The following is a 17818-nucleotide window of genomic DNA, read 5'->3' as shown; positions in this document are numbered from 1 at the left end:
CCCGGGCTCGCCGCTTAGATCGCCGAATCGGTCCAGCGCACGATCTGTTTGGCCGCGTCGCCGAAGGCAGCATCGAGCGCGCCGACATAGCCTTGGTTGCCGCTGCCCGAGACGGGCGCGGTCGCCGTAAAGCTCTTGGACGCACGCACCTCGCCGTTGCGGTCGTTGAGGATGCGCACGAACAGGTCGACCTCGGCATGATCGCCGCCGTCGACACGGACTTCGAACGAACGGATCTCGACGATGACCTGGTAGTCGATCGCCAGCCCCTCGCCCGGCTTGCCCACGCCGGCGAAGCTGCCCGAGCGCTGGAACGTCTCGGCCAGGCGTGCCTGCACGATCAGCGGCAGCCGGTCCGCCCATTGCGCGCCCTTGAGGTACTGGATCGAGCGTGGGGACGGCTTTATGACGATGTTCTGGCTGTCCAGCGCCTTGAGCGCGGACGGCTGGGCGATCAGGATCTGGCGACGGCTGTGGCCATGCGCCTCGACCGACGGCGCCGACAGTTCGAACGTGTCAAGCGGCGCAGGCCCGCCGCCCGGCAGCGCGGCACAACCGGCAAGGGTCAAGGCAAGCAAGGCCACGCCCGATCTGAACACAATCGTCGACTTCACGCGCGATCCCTGCTGTCCCCGGCCTCACTATCCCTGGATTGTAAAAACAACCCGCGGATGCAGACACTGTTTCTGGGGCGAGCCGAGACCGAAGTCAACGCCGCGCCCTGCCATCATACTGCCGAACCTCGCCCTCGCCGCCCGACAGGATGCGCTGCGGATTGCGGCTGAGGTCGGTAACCGCCTCCTCGATGCGGCTGATCGAACGGCGGCTGTCCTGAACCAGCGCCTCGACATTCGAAAGGCCCTGGCCGGAAAACCGGGCTATATTGTCTGTGATGACGCCAAGCCGCGAATTCAGCGTATCGGCAACCTGCTTGAACGACCTCAGCGTGTCCCTGGCGTCCGCCATCACGCCGTCCGCCTGGCCCGAGCCGAGCAGCTTGTCGACCTTGGCCAGGATGCCGTCGACGCGCACCGAGGCGTCGTTGAGCCGCTGCGCGAGCTGCCTCGCATCCTTGATCGTCTCGTCTATGTCGTCCGCCCTGTTCGCGAATTTGCCGGTCACCTTGGCGATGTCCGAGGCCGCCTTGTCGGCGCTTTCGCTTGCCTTCTGGATGTTGGCCAGAGCCGTGCGCACTTGCGCCGGATCGATGCCGTCGAGCACGCCGTCGACCTTGGCCAGCGTACCTTGCGTCTGCTTGGCGAAATCATTGACCGATCCCACGGCCGTATCGACATTCCTGATCACGCCATCGAGCTGTTTGGACGTTTCCTTGAGGTTGCCGGTCACCGTATCGACATTGGCGACGATGCTCTTGATCTTGTCCTTGTCGACCGCATTGAGCAGCCCTTCGGCCGCCTTCAGCGTGCCGTCGAGCTTGCCCGAGACGCCCTTCAGCTCATCGGACAGCGCGCTGACCGCGGACAGGAACTTGTCGACGCCGTCGGAATTCCTGGCCAGCGCGTCGGAGAACGTCTGCACATTCTGCACGGTCTGCGTCAGCGGCCCGCGCACATCCTTGGTGAACCCCTCCAGCTGCGTCAGCACCGTGTCGGCGCGCGTGAAGATGTTCTGCGCCGTCTGCAAAAGATTGGTCACCGCCGACGGGTTGGCCACGATCTCGGCGACCTTGCCTTCCTTTTCGGCCTGGTCGAGAAGTTTTACTTCCTTGGGGTCGGCCCCTTTGAGTTCGATATTGGCCTGTCCGGTCAGTCCGGCCAGGCCGATATCGGCCTGCGTCGATTTGGTGATCGGCGTCATGCGGTCGATCTCGGTGTCGGCGATTGCGACCGTCGGATTGTCGACGTCGATATAGACGCGCCTGACGTCGCCGACCTTGACGCCGTTGAACAGCACGAAGCTGCCGCGGCCAAGTCCGGAAGCCGAGCCAGGGATGCGCACGCGCAACAATGTGGTCTCGCCTTTGTCGCCGATCGCCGCCGTCCAATAGACGAAGCCGAACGCCGCCAGGATCGCCACCAGCGTGAAGATGCCGACAATAACGTAGTTGGCTCTGGTTTCCATTGCTTCACTTATGGCTATGCGCGCGCGGCAAGATCAAGTTGCCGGGCTCGTTTTCCGCGGAAATACGATTTTACCCACGGTTCTTCACTCTTCAGCATGTCGTCTATGGTGCCTTCGACCAGCACTTTCTTCTTGCCGAGCACGGCGACGCGGTCGCAGGCGGTGAAAAGCGTGTCGAGATCGTGGGTCACCATGTAGACGGTCAGGTCCATCGTATCGCGCAGCTTGACCACCAGCTCGTCGAATTCCGCCGCGCTGATCGGATCGAGGCCCGAGGTCGGCTCGTCGAGGAAGACGATGTCGGGATCGAGCGCCAGCGCGCGAGCCAGTGCCGCGCGCTTGATCATGCCGCCCGACAGCTCGGACGGGAATTTCTGCGCCGCGTCCGGCGGCAGCCCGACCAGTTCGACCTTGAGCATCGCCAGTTCGTCCATCAGCTTGCGCGGCAGGTCGAGATATTCGCGCATCGGCACCTGGACGTTTTCCAGCACCGTCAGCGCCGAGAACAGCGCGCCGTGCTGGAACAGCACCCCAAGGCGCATGTCGATGCGCAGCCGTTCGGCATCGTCGGCCTTTTCGATATCCACGCCGAACAGCTTGATCGTGCCGGACTGCTTGCGCGTCAAACCAAGGATGGTGCGCAGCAGAACTGATTTGCCGGCGCCCGAAGCGCCGACGAAACCGAGGATCTCGCCGCGCCAGATATCGAGCGACAGTTTGTCGAGGATCAGGTTGTCGCCGAAGGAAACGGTGATGTCATGCGCCGAAAGCACGACCTCGCTGTCATCCGCGCCCTCCTTGGCGATGGTCTCGATGCCGTTTCCCATCGCCATTTCAGAACTCGATCGCTGCATAGAACATGGCGAAAAGCCCGTCGAGGATGATGACGACGAAGATCGATTTCACCACCGAGGCGGTCACGTGCTGACCAAGCGATTCGGCGCTACCGCCGACCTTCATGCCCTCGACCGAGGCGATGGTGCCGATGATCATGGCCATGAACGGCGCCTTGATCAGGCCGGCGAAAATGGTGCTGAGGTCGATGGCAACGCGCAGCCGGTCGATGAAGGCGGCGGGTGCGATGTCGGAATAGAGCCAAGCCGCGAGGATACCGCCACCGAGTGCGGCAAAATTGGCGATGATGGTCAGGCAAGGCAGGGCGATCACCAGCGCAACCAGGCGCGGAAAGACCAGCACGCCGATGGGGTTGAGCCCGATGACCTTCAGCGCATCCACTTCCTCGCGCATCTTCATCGAGCCAATTTCGGCGGTGATGGCGCTGCCCGAGCGGCCGGCGATCATGATTGCCGTCATCAGCACGCCGAGTTCGCGCAGGATCAGCACGCCGACGAGGTCGACGACGAAGATGTCGGCGCCGAAATAGCTGAGCTGGTAGGCGCCCTGCTGGGCAACGATGGCGCCGACGATCGCCGACATCAGCACCACCACCGGAATGGCTCCGACGCCCATGCGGTCGATCTGGTTGAAGATCGCCGCCGGATTGACGGCATGGCCGCGGCCGAGCTTCATCTGCGCGCCACGGATCGTGGCGCCCAGTATGTTCATCGAGGCGAGAAAATCGTCGCGCATTTCGTAGACGCGGCGGCCAACCGCCTCCAGCGCGCGAATGACGATGTTGGGCGGTCCGACCGGCCCCGATTCGGGCTCGCGCCGCACCGCGTCGCCGACCGCGCCGAGCAGGATCGAGGCAACGTCGCTTTGGCCCTGCAGCCTGACCTCGACGCCCTTCTTCTCGAAAGCGCTGACCAGGCGGTCGATCAGCCACGCGCCGGCGGTGTCGATCTTCTCGATGTGCGAAAGATCGAGCGCCAAAGTCTTGAAACCGCTCCGTTTCTCGATTTTGCGCATCTCTGCGTCGACCGCGGCCACGGTGCGCGTCGTCCAGATTCCCGAGAAGGCGCACCCGAGAACGCCTGCTTCCTCACCGACCGACACGCGCGGTTCGTGGTCAGCCTCCGAGGCGGTCTTGCCGCTTGCGTCGCGCTTGCCGATGGTCAACATGGCGTCCTGTTTAGCCTGACGGGTCCGGCCTTGTCGATTTGCCGACGACCCTTCTCGCACAGCCGGAGCAGAAAATTATGGCGCGTGTCATTTCGGTCGAGGCCGAGCGTTTTCCGATCGCCGGCACCTTCACCATTTCGCGTGGTTCGAAGACCGAAGCCGAAGTGATCACCTGCACGATCAGCGAAGGCGATTACACGGGCCGTGGCGAATGCGTGCCGTACAAACGCTATGGCGAGACCATGGATGGGGTTCGCGCCGCGATAGAGGCCATGCGCGGGCAAATCTCTGCTGGCATGGACCGGACAGCCCTGCTCGGCGCCATGCCGGCGGGCGCGGCGCGCAACGCCATCGATTGCGCCTTGTGGGACCTGGAAGCCAAAATCGGCGGCAAGGCGGTGGCTGACGCGGTCTGGCCGGCTCCTTTGCATCAGCTCGAGACGGCCTACACGCTGTCGCTGGGCGAACCCGAGGCGATGGCGGCGCAGGCCCGTGCCAACGCGGCGCGCCCGCTGCTCAAGGTCAAGATCGGCGGCGACAACGACATTGCGCGCATCCGCGCCGTCCGGCAGGCCGCGCCCGACAGCCGCATCATCCTCGACGCCAACGAGGGCTGGAACGACGACACCATCGCCGCGAACCTCGCCTTTGCCGCCGAGCAAGGCATCGCACTTATCGAACAGCCGCTGCCGGCGGGCCATGACGGCATCCTGCGCCACATCGCGCATCCGGTGCCGATCTGCGCGGACGAGAGCGTGCATGAGGCGGGGGATCTGGCCGCGCTCGCCGGTCTCTACGATGCCGTCAACATCAAGCTCGACAAGTCGGGCGGGCTGACGGCGGCGCTCGTGCTGCGCGACCGCGCCCGCGAACTGGGTTTCGGCGTCATGGTCGGCTGCATGGTCGGCACGTCGCTGGCGATGGCGCCGGCGGTGCTGCTCGCCCAGGACGCCGATTTCGTAGACCTCGACGGACCGCTGCTACTTGCGCGGGATCGTGTGCCCGGCCTCGCCTATGAGGGATCCTTGGTTTCACCGCCCGATCCGGCGCTTTGGGGCTGAGCGCGCCGCGAGTCCGACCAGCACCAGGCCGATGATCGCGATCGGGATCATGGCCAGGAAGCCGTCGACCCCGAAACGGTCGTAGAGCGGGCCGGAGGCGAGCGTCACGGCGGCCATGAAGAAGCCGTTGAAGAAATAGGCGATGCCCTGTGCGGCACCGGTGCGCTCTTCCGAGACCGTTTCGCCGATCATTTTCTGCAGGCCGATCAGCACCATGGCCACCGACACCGAATGCAGGGTCTGGACGCCGAAAAACCCGGCGACGCCGAGGCCAAGCGGCCAGATCAGCGGAAAGGCGATCCAGCGCACGACCGCGCCGATGCCGGCAATCACCATCACCCTGACGACCGACACGGAGGCGAATATGCGGTTGAAAAACACGAACATGCAGACTTCGGCCACCACGCCCCACGCCCACAGAAGCCCGACGACGGTGTCGCCGATGCCGATCGACTTCCAGTAGATCGACACGAAGCCGTAAAGGAAGGCGTGGCTGGCGGTGAGGATGCCGACACCCAGGGTGAAATAGACGAAATAGGCATTGAAGAGACTTGGTGCCGAGTGCTGGATCTCCGCGGCCGAAAGCGGTGAGGCAAGGCGCGGCCGGCCAAGACGCGGCGCAAGCAGCGCGGCAAAGAGCGCGGCACCCAGTGCCGCGAAAATGATCGCCGGGACGGCTTGCGCCCCTGCCGCGGTCAGGATGAAACCACCGGCCACGTTGGCGCAGAGATACGAGATCGAACCCCACTTGCGCATGCTGGTGTAGTTGGAGCCGAAGCGGCGCACGCCCGAAAGCGCGAGCGAATCGGCCATCGGCGAATGCGGCGTCCATACGATCGTCAGCGCCAGCGACACCGCAAGCACGACGGCGTAGGAGGCCGGCAGAAAATAGCCGGCGGAAATGATCATCGATGCCGCGACGAGCGCGATATAGACGTCGGCGCGGTCCCTCGCCCGGTCCGCGAGCGCGGTGAGCAGCGGCGTCGTCACGACGCGCAGGAACATCGGAGCCGCCAGGATGACGGCGATCTGCTCGGCGTGAAAACCTTTCGCCTGCAGCCACAGCGGGAAATAGGGCAGATGCGTGCCCTGCGACACGAACAATGTCGCGAAGATCAGGCTCATGCGCAGTTCGAAATGGCGAGGCTTGACGAGCTGTTCGGGTGAAAGCGGCGGCAGCGGCATGAATCGATCCAATAACGCCGCCGTCCACGAACGGCGAGCAGTGTGGATTGACCCTTAACATGAGGAAAAACCGGACGAAACCGATTGGCCTAATCGATTAACACCGGAATCTGTGCCTGGCACCCGCAGTCAGGCGGCCTGCACCACCCGGTCCTCGATCAGCATCGGGATGAAGGGTTCGTCCGGCGCGTCGGGCAAGACATGCGCCCAGGTCAGGATTTCCATCCGGCCGTCGAAATGTTCGACCACCGCCGTGCAGCTTTCCACCCAGTCGCCGGTGTTGATGTACTGGACGTCGCCATAGCTTTCGATCGCGGCATGATGGATATGGCCGCATATGACGCCGTCGACATGCGAGCGCCGCGCCTCGTCGCTGAGCACCATCTGGAACGAGCCGATGAAGTTCACCGCCTTCTTGACCTTGACCTTGGCCCAGGACGAAAACGACCAGTAAGGCAGGCCGAGCAGCTGGCGCAGCCGGGTGATCACACGGTTGACCTGCATGGCGGCGTCGTAGGCGTGGTCGCCGAGATAGGCGAGCCAGCGCTGATTGTGCACGACCGTGTCGAACTGGTCGCCATGAATAACGAGCAGCCGCCTGCCGTCGGCGGTTTCGTGAATGGCGCGGTCGGCGACGACGATGCCGCCGAAATGCACGCCCTGGAACTGGCGGGCGAATTCGTCGTGGTTGCCGGCGATGTAGGTGATGGTGGCGCCCTTGCGCGCCTTGCGCAGCAATTTCTGCACGACGTCATTGTGGCTCTGCGGCCAGTGCCAGCTGCGTCTCAGGCGCCACCCATCGACGATATCGCCGACGAGATAAATGATGTCGGCATCGTGATGTCTAAGGAAATCGATCAGGAAATCGGCCTTTGCCGCCTTCGACCCGAGATGGACGTCGGAGATGAACATGCTGCGGAACGTGCGGGGCTCTTGGCCGGACATCGCGAATTCACCGTTGCTTTCGCGAGCCTATGCCCCGATTCATGCAACAACCGTATGACGGTTGCGATTGGTCCAGCCCAAGAGCTAGCCTGCCGGCGAATCACAGGAGAAATCGTCATGGATCTCGGCATCCGCGGAAAGAAGGCCATCGTCTGCGCTTCGAGCAAGGGGCTCGGAAAAGGCTGCGCCATGGCGCTGGCCGAGGCTGGTTGCGACGTCGTCGTCAACGGGCGCAACGCCGAGCTGGTGGCCAAAACCGCTGCGGAGCTGCGCGAGCGTTACGGCGTGACCGTCACGGAAGTCGTCGGCGATGTATCGAAGCCCGAGGTGCAGAAGGCGCTTCTCGCCGCTTGCCCCGAACCCGACATACTGGTCAACAATAATGGCGGCCCGCCGCTGCGCGATTTCCGCGAGCTCGATCGTGCCAAGATGCTCGAAGGCGTGACCCAGAACATGGTGACGCCGATCGAGCTGGTGCAGGCGGTGATCGACGGCATGGCCGTGCGCGGTTTTGGCCGCATCGTCAACATCACTTCGCTATCGGTCTATGTCCCCATCCCCGGCCTTGATCTGTCGTCCGGCGCGCGCGCCGGCCTGACCTCCTTTCTTGCCGGCGTGGCGCGCACGGTGATCGACCGCAACGTGACCATCAACAGCCTGCTGCCCGGCAAGCTGGATACCGACCGGCTGCGCGGTCCGCACGAGGCCGGCAGCGTTGAAGACCCGGCCGCGGCAGCCGCCCGCAAGGCGCGCATCAGTGCCGACGTGCCGGCCAAGCGGCTCGGCACGCCGGAGGAGTTCGGCCAGATCTGTGCCTTCCTGTGCTCGGTCCATGCCGGCTACCTGACCGGCCAGAACATACCGGTGGACGGCGGCCTCTATGTCAGCGCCTTCTGAGACCCGGTAGCGCCGGCGCCGAAGAAATTCCGCTCAAACCGTTGAAATAGATCGCTTATCCCGGCTTCGTCGATGTGAATGGCGATTGCGTCATTTGGCGTCGCGAAAAATCTCGGCCGCATGCTAAGAAGGCGGCACGCAGGATCGCAGGGAGGCCCGGAATGAACGGCGAGAGCAAGAAAACGGCACGTTCGGACCTCGACGAAGCCGCGCTCTACTTCCACAAGCACCCGACGCCGGGCAAGCTCGAAATCCAGGCCACCAAGCCGCTTGGCAACCAGCGCGACCTGGCGCTCGCCTATTCGCCCGGCGTGGCGGCCCCTTGCCTCGAAATCCGCGACGATCCGGCGACCGCGGCCGACTACACGGCGCGCGCCAATCTGGTCGGCGTCGTTTCCAACGGCTCGGCCGTGCTCGGCCTGGGCAATATCGGCCCGCTCGCTTCCAAGCCGGTCATGGAAGGCAAGGCGGTCCTGTTCAAGAAATTCGCCGGCATCGACGTCTTCGACATCGAGATCGACGCGCCCGAGATCGAGCGCATGGTCGAAACGGTGGCGGCGCTGGAACCGACATTCGGCGGCATCAACCTCGAGGACATCAAGGCGCCGGAATGCTTCGAGGTCGAAGAGCGACTGAAGGCCCGGATGGGCATACCGGTTTTCCATGACGACCAGCACGGCACCGCCATCATCGTCGCCGCCGCAGTGCTCAACGGCCTGGAATTCGCCGGCAAAACCATTGCCGACATCAAGATCGTCACTTCGGGCGCGGGTGCGGCGGCATTGGCCTGCCTCAACCTGCTGGTCTCGCTCGGCGCCAAGGTCGAGAACATCTGGGTCACCGACCGTTTCGGCGTCGCCTATAAGGGGCGCACGGATGAGATGGACCGCTGGAAAGACCCTTATGTGAAGGACACGGAGGCGCGCACGCTGGCCGACGTCATATCGGGCGCAGACGTGTTCCTCGGGCTTTCGGCCGCCGGCGTGCTGAAGCCGGAATTGCTCCAGCACATGGCGCCGAAGCCATTGATCCTGGCGCTGGCCAATCCCAATCCGGAAATCATGCCGGAAGTGGCGCGGGCGGCGCGCCCCGACGCGATGATCTGCACGGGCCGGTCCGATTTTCCAAATCAGGTCAACAACGTACTGTGTTTTCCTTACATCTTCCGCGGCGCGCTGGACTGTGGCGCCAGCGCCATCAATGAGGAGATGAAGATGGCCGCGGTGCGGGCCATCGCCGCCCTTGCCCGCGAAGAACCTTCGGATGTCGCCGCGCGCGCCTATTCCGGCGAGACGCCGGTGTTCGGACCCGAATTCCTGATCCCCTCGCCCTTCGATCCGCGGCTCATCCTGCGCATCGCCCCGGCCGTCGCCAAGGCGGCCTGCGACACCGGTGTCGCGACAAGGCCGATCAGCGACTTCTCCGCCTATATCGACAAGCTCAACCGCTTCGTCTTCCGCTCCGGCCTGGTGATGAAGCCGGTGTTCTCGTCGGCCAAGGCGTCGAGCGCCAAGCGCGTCATCTATGCCGACGGCGAGGACGAGCGCGTGCTGCGCGCCGCGCAGGTGGTTTTGGAGGAAGGCATCGCCGAGCCGATCCTGATCGGCCGTCCGCACGTCATCGAGGTGCGATTGAAGCGCTACGGACTGCGCATCAAGCCCGGCGTCGACTTCGGCCTGATCAACCCGGAGGACGATCCGCGCTACCGCCATTACGTCGACCTCCTGATCGAGCTGGCCGGCCGGCGCGGCGTGACGACGGAGGCCGCGCGCACCATGGTGCGCACCGACAACACGGTGATCGCGGCCCTCGCATTGAAGCGCGGCGACGCCGACGCCATGGTCTGCGGCCTCGAAGGGCGTTTCGAGCGGCACCTGCGCAACGTCACGCTGATCATCGGGCCACGAACCGGCATCAAGGACCGGGATCTGTCGACGCTGTCCATGCTGATCTCGCAACGCGGCATCATCTTCCTGACCGACACCCATGTTTCTGTCGACCCCACCGCCGACGAGATCGCCGAAATGACCGTGCTGGCGGCCGAGGAGATCCAGCGCTTCGGCATCGAGCCCAAGGCGGCGCTGCTGTCGCATTCGGATTTCGGCTCGCGCGATTCGCCGAGTGCGCTCAAGATGCGGCAGGCGGCGGCGATCCTGGCGCGCATCGCGCCCGAGCTGCAATGCGACGGCGAGATGCATGCCGATTCCGCGCTGTCGGAACATCTGCGCCAGCGCGTCTATCCGCATTCGCGTCTGAAGGGCGAAGCCAATCTCCTGGTATTCCCTAACCTCGATTCCGCCAACATCACGCTGACCGCGCTCAGGACCATGATGGATGCCCTGCATGTCGGCCCGATCCTGCTCGGCACCGACAAGCCGGCGCATATCCTGACGCCCTCGGTGACCTCGCGCGGCGTCGTCAACATGACAGCGCTTGCGGTGGTCGAGGCCGCCCACAAGGCGCAGGCTGTCGTCGATCTGGGCTGAACGCCGATTCGGGGGTAAACTGCCGTTTAACCACGAGCACGTAGCGTACGGCGGAACAATCAGGCGGGTTTCGGCGGATGATGGGCAAAGGGTGGAAGCAGGCGCATCTTGCCGTGCTGCTTGGCCTGCTGCTTTCGGGCGCCGCCGTCTCCGAGCCGCAGGCCGCCTCGCGTGTCTGCCGCCAGCTCGAGACCGATCTTGCCGCGACCTCGCGCGGCAGTGGCGGCCCGGCCCTGATCCGGAAATATGACGCCGCGATCGACCGGCAACGCGAGCAGATTTCAAAGGTGCGCGGCCAGTCCAGCAGCGCCGGCTGCGGCTTCTCTCTATTCAGCCGCAATGTCAGCCAATGCGCTGGGTTCAACGCCACCATCGAGCGCATGAACGCCAATCTCGATAGCTTGCAGGCCAAGCGCGCCCGCCTCGCCGGCGGCGGTTCGCGGCGCGATCGCGCACGCATCCTGGCCGCGCTCGACACCAATGGCTGCCGCGAGGACGCGGTGGCGCCCCGCCGCGAACTCTTGCGCGAAGCGAAACGGGAACAAGGCAACGGCAATCTGTTCGACCAGCTGTTCGGCGGCGACACGCGCCGGCTCGATACGCTCGACCAATCTGACGATCCCGACGAGGAGCGCAATATCCGCCGCGTGCCGGGCCGGTCCGGCATACCGGATTTTCCGGGCGTCGGCGGCGAGTTCCGTACCACCTGCGTGCGCACCTGCGACGGCTACTTCTTCCCGATGTCGAATGCCGCCTCGGTCGGCGATTTCGAGCGCGACCAGAAGAACTGCGAATCGAGCTGTCCCGGCACCGAGATCCAGGTCTTCTATTCGCGCGGCATGGGCGACGATTCAGCCGACATGACATCGTCGGTCACCGGCCGACCCTACAGCGAACTGCCGACGGCCTATCTTTACAAGCAGCCCAACCTGTCGCGGCCGCCGGCCTGCGGCTGCAACGCCGCGCAGAACTTCCAGATCATCGGCGGCAATCCGCCAAGCCAGCAACAGTCGCGGCCGCAAACGGAGGGCGCCCCGTTCATTCCGGTGCCTGCCTCCAAACCCGATCCAGGTGCCGATCCCGAGACGCTGGCAAACGCCGCGGGCGGGCTGGACCGCGACGCCATCAAGCGGCTTGCGGTCAAACCGGTCACATCGCCGGTCTCGGTGTTGCCGCCGGAACAGCGGAAGGTCAGGGTCGTCGGGCCAACGTTCCTTCCCGACCCATCAGCGGCAATAGATCTGCAAGCTCCGGTCCCGAAGTCAGTCCGGTAAGGGCGAGCCTCAGCGGCATGAACAGCGCCTTGCCCTTGCGGCCGGTCGCTTCCCTGATCTTGGCCGTCCAGTCCTTCCAGACGGTCCCGTTCCAAGGCTCCTCGGGCAGCAGATCGATGGCCTGGTGAAGAAAATCTCGATCGGCGTCGGAAAATTCCGGCTTCTCCTGCGGCCCTTCGCGCAGGATGCGCCACCAGCCGACAGCATCGGCCAGCCTGTCGAGATTGCCGCGCACAGCCAGCCAGAACGGTTCCGCCTGCTCGCCCGATATGCCGAGCACCACCAGCCGATTCTGCGCTTCGGAGAACGGCATTTGGTGCAGCAGCGTCCGGTTGAGCACGAAAAGCTCGTCCGGGTCGAACTTTGCCGCCGACTTCGAGGTCGCCGCCGGGTCGAAACGGCTGGCGAGTTCGGTCAGGTCGTGCGCGGCGGCGACATTCTCCGACGTGCCGACGAGCACGGCCAGCGATGCGACCGCCATCGGCTCGATGCCGTCCTCGCGCAGGCTTTCGATGGAGAGTGCGCCGGTGCGCTTCGACAGCCCCTCGCCCGAAACGGTGGTCAGCAGATTGTGGTGGCCGAATTCCGGCGGCTCGGCACCCAGCGCCCGGAACAGCGCGATCTGCACGCCGGTGTTGGTGACGTGGTCGTCGCCGCGGATGACATGGCTGACGCCCATCTCGATATCGTCGACGACGGATGGCAGCGTATAGAGATAGGTGCCGTCCTCGCGCACCAGCACCGGGTCCGACAGCGAGGCGAGATCGACGGTTTCCTGCCCGCGCACCAGGTCGTTCCAATGGATTTCGGTGCGCTCCGGCTGCTGCGGATCGCCGGTGAAATTGGGCAGCAGGAAGCGCCAGTGCGGCCGGCGGCCATCGGCCTGATATTCGGCGATCTGTTCCGACGTCAGCGTCAGCGCCTCGCGGCCATAGACCGGCGGCAGGCCGCGCGTACGGCGCACCTTGCGCCTGAGGTCGAGCTCCTCCGGCGTTTCATAGCAGGCATAGAGAACGCCCGCCGCCTTCAGCCGCTCGACCGCCGCGTCATAGATCTCGAAGCGACGCGACTGGTATTCGGTGGTGTCGGGAAAGATGCCAAGCCAATGCAGGTCGTAAAGGATGGCGTCGGAAAATTCCTGCTTCGAGCGCGCGACATCGGTGTCGTCGAAGCGCTGGATGAAGCGCCCCTTATGGTTCATGGCGAACAGCCAGTTGAACAGGGCGGTGCGCGCATTGCCGATATGGATGCGGCCTGTCGGCGAAGGGGCGAAACGAACGGTAACTGTCATGAGCGGGGCGTACCGGATGCTTTTGTGATTGACAAGACGCGCCCCCGTGCCGTGTCGCAGACATAGAACATGGCGCAAGCAATGAAAAGACTTGGCGAACGCGGCTCCGCCAGCAATCGCATGTCCCGCGCCGCCCGCCCGTCAGGCCGCCGGCGCCTGATGGGATGGCCTCCGGGCCAGAGCCGGAGGCCATCCCCGATCAGGTGACAAGTCCCTTGGTCAATTCGAGCGCCTGGCGCTCGAACAGGCGGCGGTAGATGCCGCCCGGCAGCCGGATCAGCGCGTCATGCGAGCCTTCCTCGGCGATCTTGCCGCGATCGAAGACCAACAGCCTGTCGAGCGCCCGCACCGTCGAAAGCCGGTGCGCGATGACCAGCGTGGTGCGGCCGACCATCAGCCGCTCCATCGCCTGCTGGATCAGCACCTCCGATTCTGAATCGAGGCTCGACGTCGCCTCGTCCAGGATCAGGATGCGCGCATCGGCGAGGAACGCGCGCGCGATCGCCACGCGCTGGCGCTCGCCGCCCGACAGCTTCACGCCGCGCTCGCCGACGAGCGTGCCGTAGCCCTTCGGCAGGTTGGCGATGAAGTCGTGCGCGCTCGCCAGCTTCGCGGCGTGCTCGATCTCGGCCTGCGTGGCGCCAGGCCGGGCATAGGCGATGTTTTCGGCCAGCGAGCGGTGGAACAGGATCGGCTCCTGCTGCACGATGGCGATCTGCGCGCGCAGCGACGCCTGCGTCACCTCCGAAATGTCCTGGCCGTCGATCAGGATCCGGCCGGCGTTCACGTCATAGAGCCTCTGGATCAGCTTGACGAAAGTCGTCTTGCCCGACCCGGAATGGCCGACCAGCCCGACCCGCTCGCCCGGCGCGATATCGACCGAGAAATCGCGATAGAGCGGCGAACGGTGACTGCCATAATGGAAGGTGACGTCGTCGAAGGCGATGCCCCCTTGCGTGATGCGGATCGGTCCGGCGCCGGGCCGATCCTCGATGCCGAGCGGTTCGGACTGGAAATCGACCAGTTCCTCCATGTCGTTGATCGAGCGCTGCAGGTTGCGGATATGCGTTCCGATATCCCTGAGATAGCCTTGCAGGACGAAGAAAGAAGTCAGCACGAAGGCGACGTCGCCGGCCGTTGCCTGCCCCCACGACCACAGCATCAGCGCCAGGCCGATGACCGCCGCTCTCATCACCAGCAGCAGCACCCCTTGCGTGGTACCGTTGATGGTGCCGCGCACCCAGGTGCGCCGCGTGCGGGCACGCCATTTGGCGACGACCTTCGCAAGCCGGTTCTCCTCGCGCTCCTCGGCGCCAAACCCCTTGACCACGGCGTTGCAGCTCACCGCGTCGGCCAGCGAGCCGCCAAGGCGCGTGTCCCAGGTGTTGGCGAGCCTGGCCGCCGGCGCGACATAACCAAGCGACAGCATCGCCGTGACAGCGATGAACAGCACCGAGCCGGCGGCGACAACCGCTCCCATCAGCGGCCAGAACCAGCCCAGCAGCAGCGTCGAGCCGACGAGCATGACGATCGACGGCAGCAGCGCGATCAGGATCGTGTCGTTGAGCAGGTCCAACGCCCACATGCCGCGCGTCACCTTGCGCACGGTCGATCCGGCGAAGCTGTTGGCGTGCCAGTCGGTGGAAAAGCGCTGGACACGGTGGAAGGCGGCGGCGGCGATGTCGGCCATCATCTTCAGCGTCAGTTCGACGATCCCCATGAAGGCCAAATTGCGCAGGACGACACCCGCCAGCGCCAACGCCATCAGCATGGAAAACGCGGTCATCGCGGCATTCCAGGCGATCTCGTCGGCGCCGGCGCTGCTGGCGACGGCATCGACCAGCCGGCCGGAATAGAGCGGCGTCAGCACATCGGCCAGCGTCGACAGCAGGAAACCAGCCATGATCAGCGAAAGCCGCCAGGGCTGGCGCCGCCAGTGGGTGAAAGTAAAGCCAAGAACGCTGCGAAAGGCGCTTGCGCGCAAATCGATTCGAAAACGAGCCATGATGTCATTCGGGCGCAAAAAGCCCGATCCCGGTAAGGTCGAAAATTGAAAAAACCGCGCAAGGGGCTCAATGCCCGGGAATGCGGAGGTTCGGTTATGAATGGCCACTTGCCCGAAGGCGGCGACCGGCATCGGCAAAGGCCTGTTCTCGATCCGGCTCCGTTCCGAGGGTGAAAACCCTGCGGCGCGCCGGTCGGGACCTAGGCTTCGCGGCCTCGCATAACGATGTCAAATCCTGGCATTCGGTCCTCCCTAAAGGGAATCGCGGAGAGGTCCTTATAGAGATGCCGCATCGCATCGCCAAGGCTGGCGGTCACCAAAAACGGCATCTGGTCCAGCCGATGAGGCGATTTTGCAACAGTCGCGGGTTGAACCTACCGTCACGGACGCCGCTCATCCGGCAGGCGGTGCGCGATCGAGGCGCATATACCGGCCATCGGTCGACGGCTTGAAGCCCAGTCTTTCATAAACCCCATGCGCGTCGTTGGTCGACAGGCTCCAGTGCGAAACGCTACCGAGCTCGGGATGGTCGATCAGCGCCCGTACCAGCCGCGAGCCGATGCCCTGCCCGCGATGCTGCGGCCAGACGATGATATCGGCCAGATAGGCGAACACCATGCGGTCGGTGATCGCCCGGCCGAAGCCGACCTGTTTGCCTTCGACATAAGCGCCGACGCAGAGCGAATTCGCGAAGGCGCGGCGGTGGGTCTCGTCACTGCGCCCGCCGCCCCAATAGCTTGCCATCAACAGGTCGGATGTCGCCCTGAAGTCGATCCGTGACAGGTCGAAGCTGATTTCACACTCGGGCATCGCTACCCCTCGCCTGCGGCATGACGCGAATTTTCGGTCGGTGCGGTGTCTAGCCGCGATCCCTGAACCGGTTGGTGATGGGATAGCGACGGTCGCGGCCGAAATTCTTCCTGGTGATCTTCACGCCGGGCGCCGCCTGCCGGCGCTTGTATTCGGCGACGTAGAGCAGGTGCTCGATGCGCGTCACCGTCGCCCGGTCATGGCCGCGCGCGACGATGTCGTCGACGCCCATCTCGTTCTCGACCAGGCATTCGAGGATGTCGTCCAGCACCGGATAGGGCGGCAGCGAATCCTGATCGGTCTGGTTCTCGCGCAGTTCCGCCGACGGCGCCTTGTCGATGATGTTCTTCGGGATCACCTCGCCCGACGGTCCGAGCGCGCCCGGCGGCACATGGCTGTTGCGCCAGCGCGACAGTGCATAGACCTGCATCTTGTACAGGTCCTTGATCGGATTGAAGCCCCCATTCATGTCGCCATAGAGCGTGGCATAGCCGACCGACATCTCGCTCTTATTCCCTGTCGTAACCACCATCGAGCCGAATTTGTTGGAAATCGCCATCAGGATGGTGCCGCGCGCGCGGCTCTGCAAGTTCTCCTCGGTGATGCCTTCCTTGGTGCCTTCGAAAAGCTGCGTCAGCGCATGAAGGAAACCTTCGACCGGCTCGAAGATCGGCACGATGTCATAGCGGCAGCCGAGTGCGCGGGCACAGTCCTCGGCGTCCTTGAGCGAATCCTTCGACGTATAGCGGTAAGGCATCATCACCGCGCGCAGCCGCTCCTCGCCCAGCGCATCGACGGCAAGGGCCGCGCAGATGGCCGAATCGATGCCGCCCGACAGGCCGAGCACGACGTTCTTGAAACCGTTCTTGTTGACGTAGTCGCGCAAGCCCAGCATGCAGGCGCGGTAGTCGGCCTCCTCCCGTTCGGGGATCTTCGACATCGGTCCTTCCGAACAGACCCAGTTTTCGCCTTGTCTCCTCCAGGTGGTGATGTCGACCGCCTCCTCGAACTGGCTCATCTGGAAAGCAAGCCGCTTGTCGGCACCTATGGCAAACGACGCGCCGTCGAAGATCAGCTCGTCCTGGCCGCCGAGCTGGTTTGCATAGATCATCGGCAGCCCGCATTCGATAACCTGGCGGATGACGACCTGGTGGCGCACATCGATCTTGGCGCGGTAATAGGGCGAGCCGTTCGGCACCAGCAGGATTTCCGCGCCGCTCTCGGCCAGCGTCTCGCAGACGCCGATGTCGCCCCAGATGTCCTCGCAGATCGGGATTCCCAGACGCACGCCGCGGAAATTGACGGGCCCCTGGATCTCCGGTCCGGCCTGGAAGACGCGCTTCTCGTCGAACTCGCCATAATTCGGCAGATCGACCTTATAGCGCTCGGTGATGATCTTGCCGCCATCGGCGAAGACGATCGAGTTGTGGGTGCCGGTCTTGCGCTTCAGCGGCGTGCCGATGATGACGCCGGGACCGCCATCGGCGGTGTCGGCGGCAATCTCCTGCGCGGCCCGCTCGCAGGCCTTCAGGAAGGCCGGCTTCAGCACCAGATCCTCAGGCGGATAGCCGGCGAGGAAAAGCTCGGTGTAGAGCACGAGATCGGCGCCTTGACGCGCGGCATCCGCCCTCGCCTCGCGGGCCTTGGCGAGATTGCCGGCAACGTCGCCGACTGTCGGATTGAGCTGGGCAACGGCGATGCGCAGTATGTCGGGCTTCTTGGTCATGCTGCTGACTTAGCGCGGCAAAATTCGCCCCGCA

At 64.5% G+C, this 17818-nt stretch carries 15 protein-coding genes; 5 read left to right on the top strand and 10 right to left on the bottom strand.

Features of this window, described 5'->3' with window-relative positions; genetic code table 11:
- Window positions 1-14 precede the first annotated feature (14 nt).
- The 4 genes from FJ428_RS14640 to FJ428_RS14625 form a co-directional block, all read right to left on the bottom strand.
- Window positions 15-614 (bottom strand): ABC-type transport auxiliary lipoprotein family protein, encoded by a 600-nt coding sequence (locus tag FJ428_RS14640; protein ID WP_224518948.1) that lies wholly within the window; start codon window positions 612-614, stop codon window positions 15-17.
- 94 nt (window positions 615-708) lie between these two features.
- Window positions 709-2082 (bottom strand): MlaD family protein, encoded by a 1374-nt coding sequence (locus FJ428_RS14635; RefSeq protein WP_140498920.1) that lies wholly within the window; start codon window positions 2080-2082, stop codon window positions 709-711.
- A 14-nt stretch (window positions 2083-2096) separates the two neighbouring features.
- Complete coding sequence (locus FJ428_RS14630) at window positions 2097-2915, bottom strand: ABC transporter ATP-binding protein (protein ID WP_140879627.1); 819 nt, start codon at window positions 2913-2915, stop codon at window positions 2097-2099.
- Between the two features lies 1 nt (window position 2916).
- Complete coding sequence (locus FJ428_RS14625) at window positions 2917-4104, bottom strand: ABC transporter permease (RefSeq protein ID WP_140515277.1); 1188 nt, start codon at window positions 4102-4104, stop codon at window positions 2917-2919.
- A 77-nt stretch (window positions 4105-4181) separates the two neighbouring features.
- Between FJ428_RS14625 and dgcA the strand changes: the two genes are divergently transcribed.
- On the top strand, window positions 4182-5165 hold the full coding sequence (gene dgcA, locus FJ428_RS14620; protein WP_140557799.1) for an N-acetyl-D-Glu racemase DgcA: 984 nt from the start codon (window positions 4182-4184) through the stop codon (window positions 5163-5165).
- On the opposite strand, the gene FJ428_RS14615 is transcribed toward dgcA, so the two are convergent.
- On the bottom strand, window positions 5136-6350 hold the full coding sequence (locus FJ428_RS14615; protein ID WP_140564475.1) for an MFS transporter: 1215 nt from the start codon (window positions 6348-6350) through the stop codon (window positions 5136-5138). The two genes, dgcA and FJ428_RS14615, sit on opposite strands and share 30 nt — an antisense overlap.
- 129 nt (window positions 6351-6479) lie before the next feature.
- On the bottom strand, window positions 6480-7295 hold the full coding sequence (locus tag FJ428_RS14610; RefSeq protein ID WP_140515274.1) for a UDP-2,3-diacylglucosamine diphosphatase: 816 nt from the start codon (window positions 7293-7295) through the stop codon (window positions 6480-6482).
- 117 nt (window positions 7296-7412) lie between these two features.
- Here FJ428_RS14610 and FJ428_RS14605 point away from each other — a divergent pair, with 117 nt between their 5' ends.
- The 3 genes from FJ428_RS14605 (at window position 7413) to FJ428_RS14595 (ending at window position 11952) form a co-directional block, all read left to right on the top strand.
- The gene (locus FJ428_RS14605; RefSeq protein WP_140879626.1) at window positions 7413-8192 is read left to right on the top strand and encodes an SDR family oxidoreductase; all 780 of its coding nucleotides are present in this window, start codon (window positions 7413-7415) and stop codon (window positions 8190-8192) included.
- 161 nt (window positions 8193-8353) lie between these two features.
- Entirely contained in the window at window positions 8354-10678 is a 2325-nt protein-coding gene (locus FJ428_RS14600) for an NADP-dependent malic enzyme (protein ID WP_140498933.1), read from the top strand.
- Between the two features lie 77 nt (window positions 10679-10755).
- Complete coding sequence (locus FJ428_RS14595; RefSeq protein ID WP_140686304.1) at window positions 10756-11952, top strand: DUF2865 domain-containing protein; 1197 nt, start codon at window positions 10756-10758, stop codon at window positions 11950-11952.
- Here the strand turns inward: FJ428_RS14595 and gltX are convergent.
- Both gltX and FJ428_RS14585 read right to left on the bottom strand, forming a co-directional pair.
- Window positions 11870-13243 (bottom strand): glutamate--tRNA ligase, encoded by a 1374-nt coding sequence (gene gltX / locus FJ428_RS14590; RefSeq protein WP_140584338.1) that lies wholly within the window; start codon window positions 13241-13243, stop codon window positions 11870-11872. The genes FJ428_RS14595 and gltX overlap by 83 nt on opposite strands.
- Before the next feature lie 199 nt (window positions 13244-13442).
- A complete protein-coding gene (locus FJ428_RS14585; RefSeq protein ID WP_224518947.1) occupies window positions 13443-15146 on the bottom strand; it encodes an ABC transporter ATP-binding protein in 1704 nt (567 codons plus the stop codon).
- On the opposite strand from FJ428_RS14585, the gene FJ428_RS30650 reads away from it, so the two are divergent.
- A complete protein-coding gene (locus FJ428_RS30650) occupies window positions 15145-15297 on the top strand; it encodes a hypothetical protein (protein WP_224518946.1) in 153 nt (50 codons plus the stop codon). The genes FJ428_RS14585 and FJ428_RS30650 overlap by 2 nt on opposite strands.
- 344 nt (window positions 15298-15641) lie before the next feature.
- Here the strand turns inward: FJ428_RS30650 and FJ428_RS14580 are convergent, their stop codons facing one another.
- On the bottom strand, window positions 15642-16058 hold the full coding sequence (locus FJ428_RS14580; RefSeq protein ID WP_140879625.1) for a GNAT family N-acetyltransferase: 417 nt from the start codon (window positions 16056-16058) through the stop codon (window positions 15642-15644).
- A 49-nt stretch (window positions 16059-16107) separates the two neighbouring features.
- A complete protein-coding gene (locus tag FJ428_RS14575; protein ID WP_140525390.1) occupies window positions 16108-17784 on the bottom strand; it encodes an NAD+ synthase in 1677 nt (558 codons plus the stop codon).
- Window positions 17785-17818: the final 34 nt, after the last annotated feature.

This window comes from Mesorhizobium sp. B2-8-1 (assembly GCF_006440955.1).
Classification (GTDB): domain Bacteria; phylum Pseudomonadota; class Alphaproteobacteria; order Rhizobiales; family Rhizobiaceae; genus Mesorhizobium.
The sequence above is the reverse complement of the archived record's forward strand: the minus strand, read 5'-3'. Positions and strand labels throughout refer to the sequence as shown.

Coding starts and splice junctions, on each gene's coding strand:
- FJ428_RS14635 (WP_140498920.1), bottom strand. CDS start 2,082: ATGGAAACCAGAGCCAACTACGTTATTGTCGGCATCTTCACGCTGGTG.
- FJ428_RS14630 (WP_140879627.1), bottom strand. CDS start 2,915: ATGGCGATGGGAAACGGCATCGAGACCATCGCCAAGGAGGGCGCGGAT.
- FJ428_RS14625 (WP_140515277.1), bottom strand. CDS start 4,104: ATGTTGACCATCGGCAAGCGCGACGCAAGCGGCAAGACCGCCTCGGAG.
- dgcA (WP_140557799.1), top strand. CDS start 4,182: ATGGCGCGTGTCATTTCGGTCGAGGCCGAGCGTTTTCCGATCGCCGGC.
- FJ428_RS14615 (WP_140564475.1), bottom strand. CDS start 6,350: ATGCCGCTGCCGCCGCTTTCACCCGAACAGCTCGTCAAGCCTCGCCAT.
- FJ428_RS14610 (WP_140515274.1), bottom strand. CDS start 7,295: ATGTCCGGCCAAGAGCCCCGCACGTTCCGCAGCATGTTCATCTCCGAC.
- FJ428_RS14605 (WP_140879626.1), top strand. CDS start 7,413: ATGGATCTCGGCATCCGCGGAAAGAAGGCCATCGTCTGCGCTTCGAGC.
- FJ428_RS14600 (WP_140498933.1), top strand. CDS start 8,354: ATGAACGGCGAGAGCAAGAAAACGGCACGTTCGGACCTCGACGAAGCC.
- FJ428_RS14595 (WP_140686304.1), top strand. CDS start 10,756: ATGATGGGCAAAGGGTGGAAGCAGGCGCATCTTGCCGTGCTGCTTGGC.
- gltX (WP_140584338.1), bottom strand. CDS start 13,243: ATGACAGTTACCGTTCGTTTCGCCCCTTCGCCGACAGGCCGCATCCAT.
- FJ428_RS30650 (WP_224518946.1), top strand. CDS start 15,145: ATGATCAGCGAAAGCCGCCAGGGCTGGCGCCGCCAGTGGGTGAAAGTA.
- FJ428_RS14585 (WP_224518947.1), bottom strand. CDS start 15,146: ATGGCTGGTTTCCTGCTGTCGACGCTGGCCGATGTGCTGACGCCGCTC.
- FJ428_RS14580 (WP_140879625.1), bottom strand. CDS start 16,058: ATGCCCGAGTGTGAAATCAGCTTCGACCTGTCACGGATCGACTTCAGG.
- FJ428_RS14575 (WP_140525390.1), bottom strand. CDS start 17,784: ATGACCAAGAAGCCCGACATACTGCGCATCGCCGTTGCCCAGCTCAAT.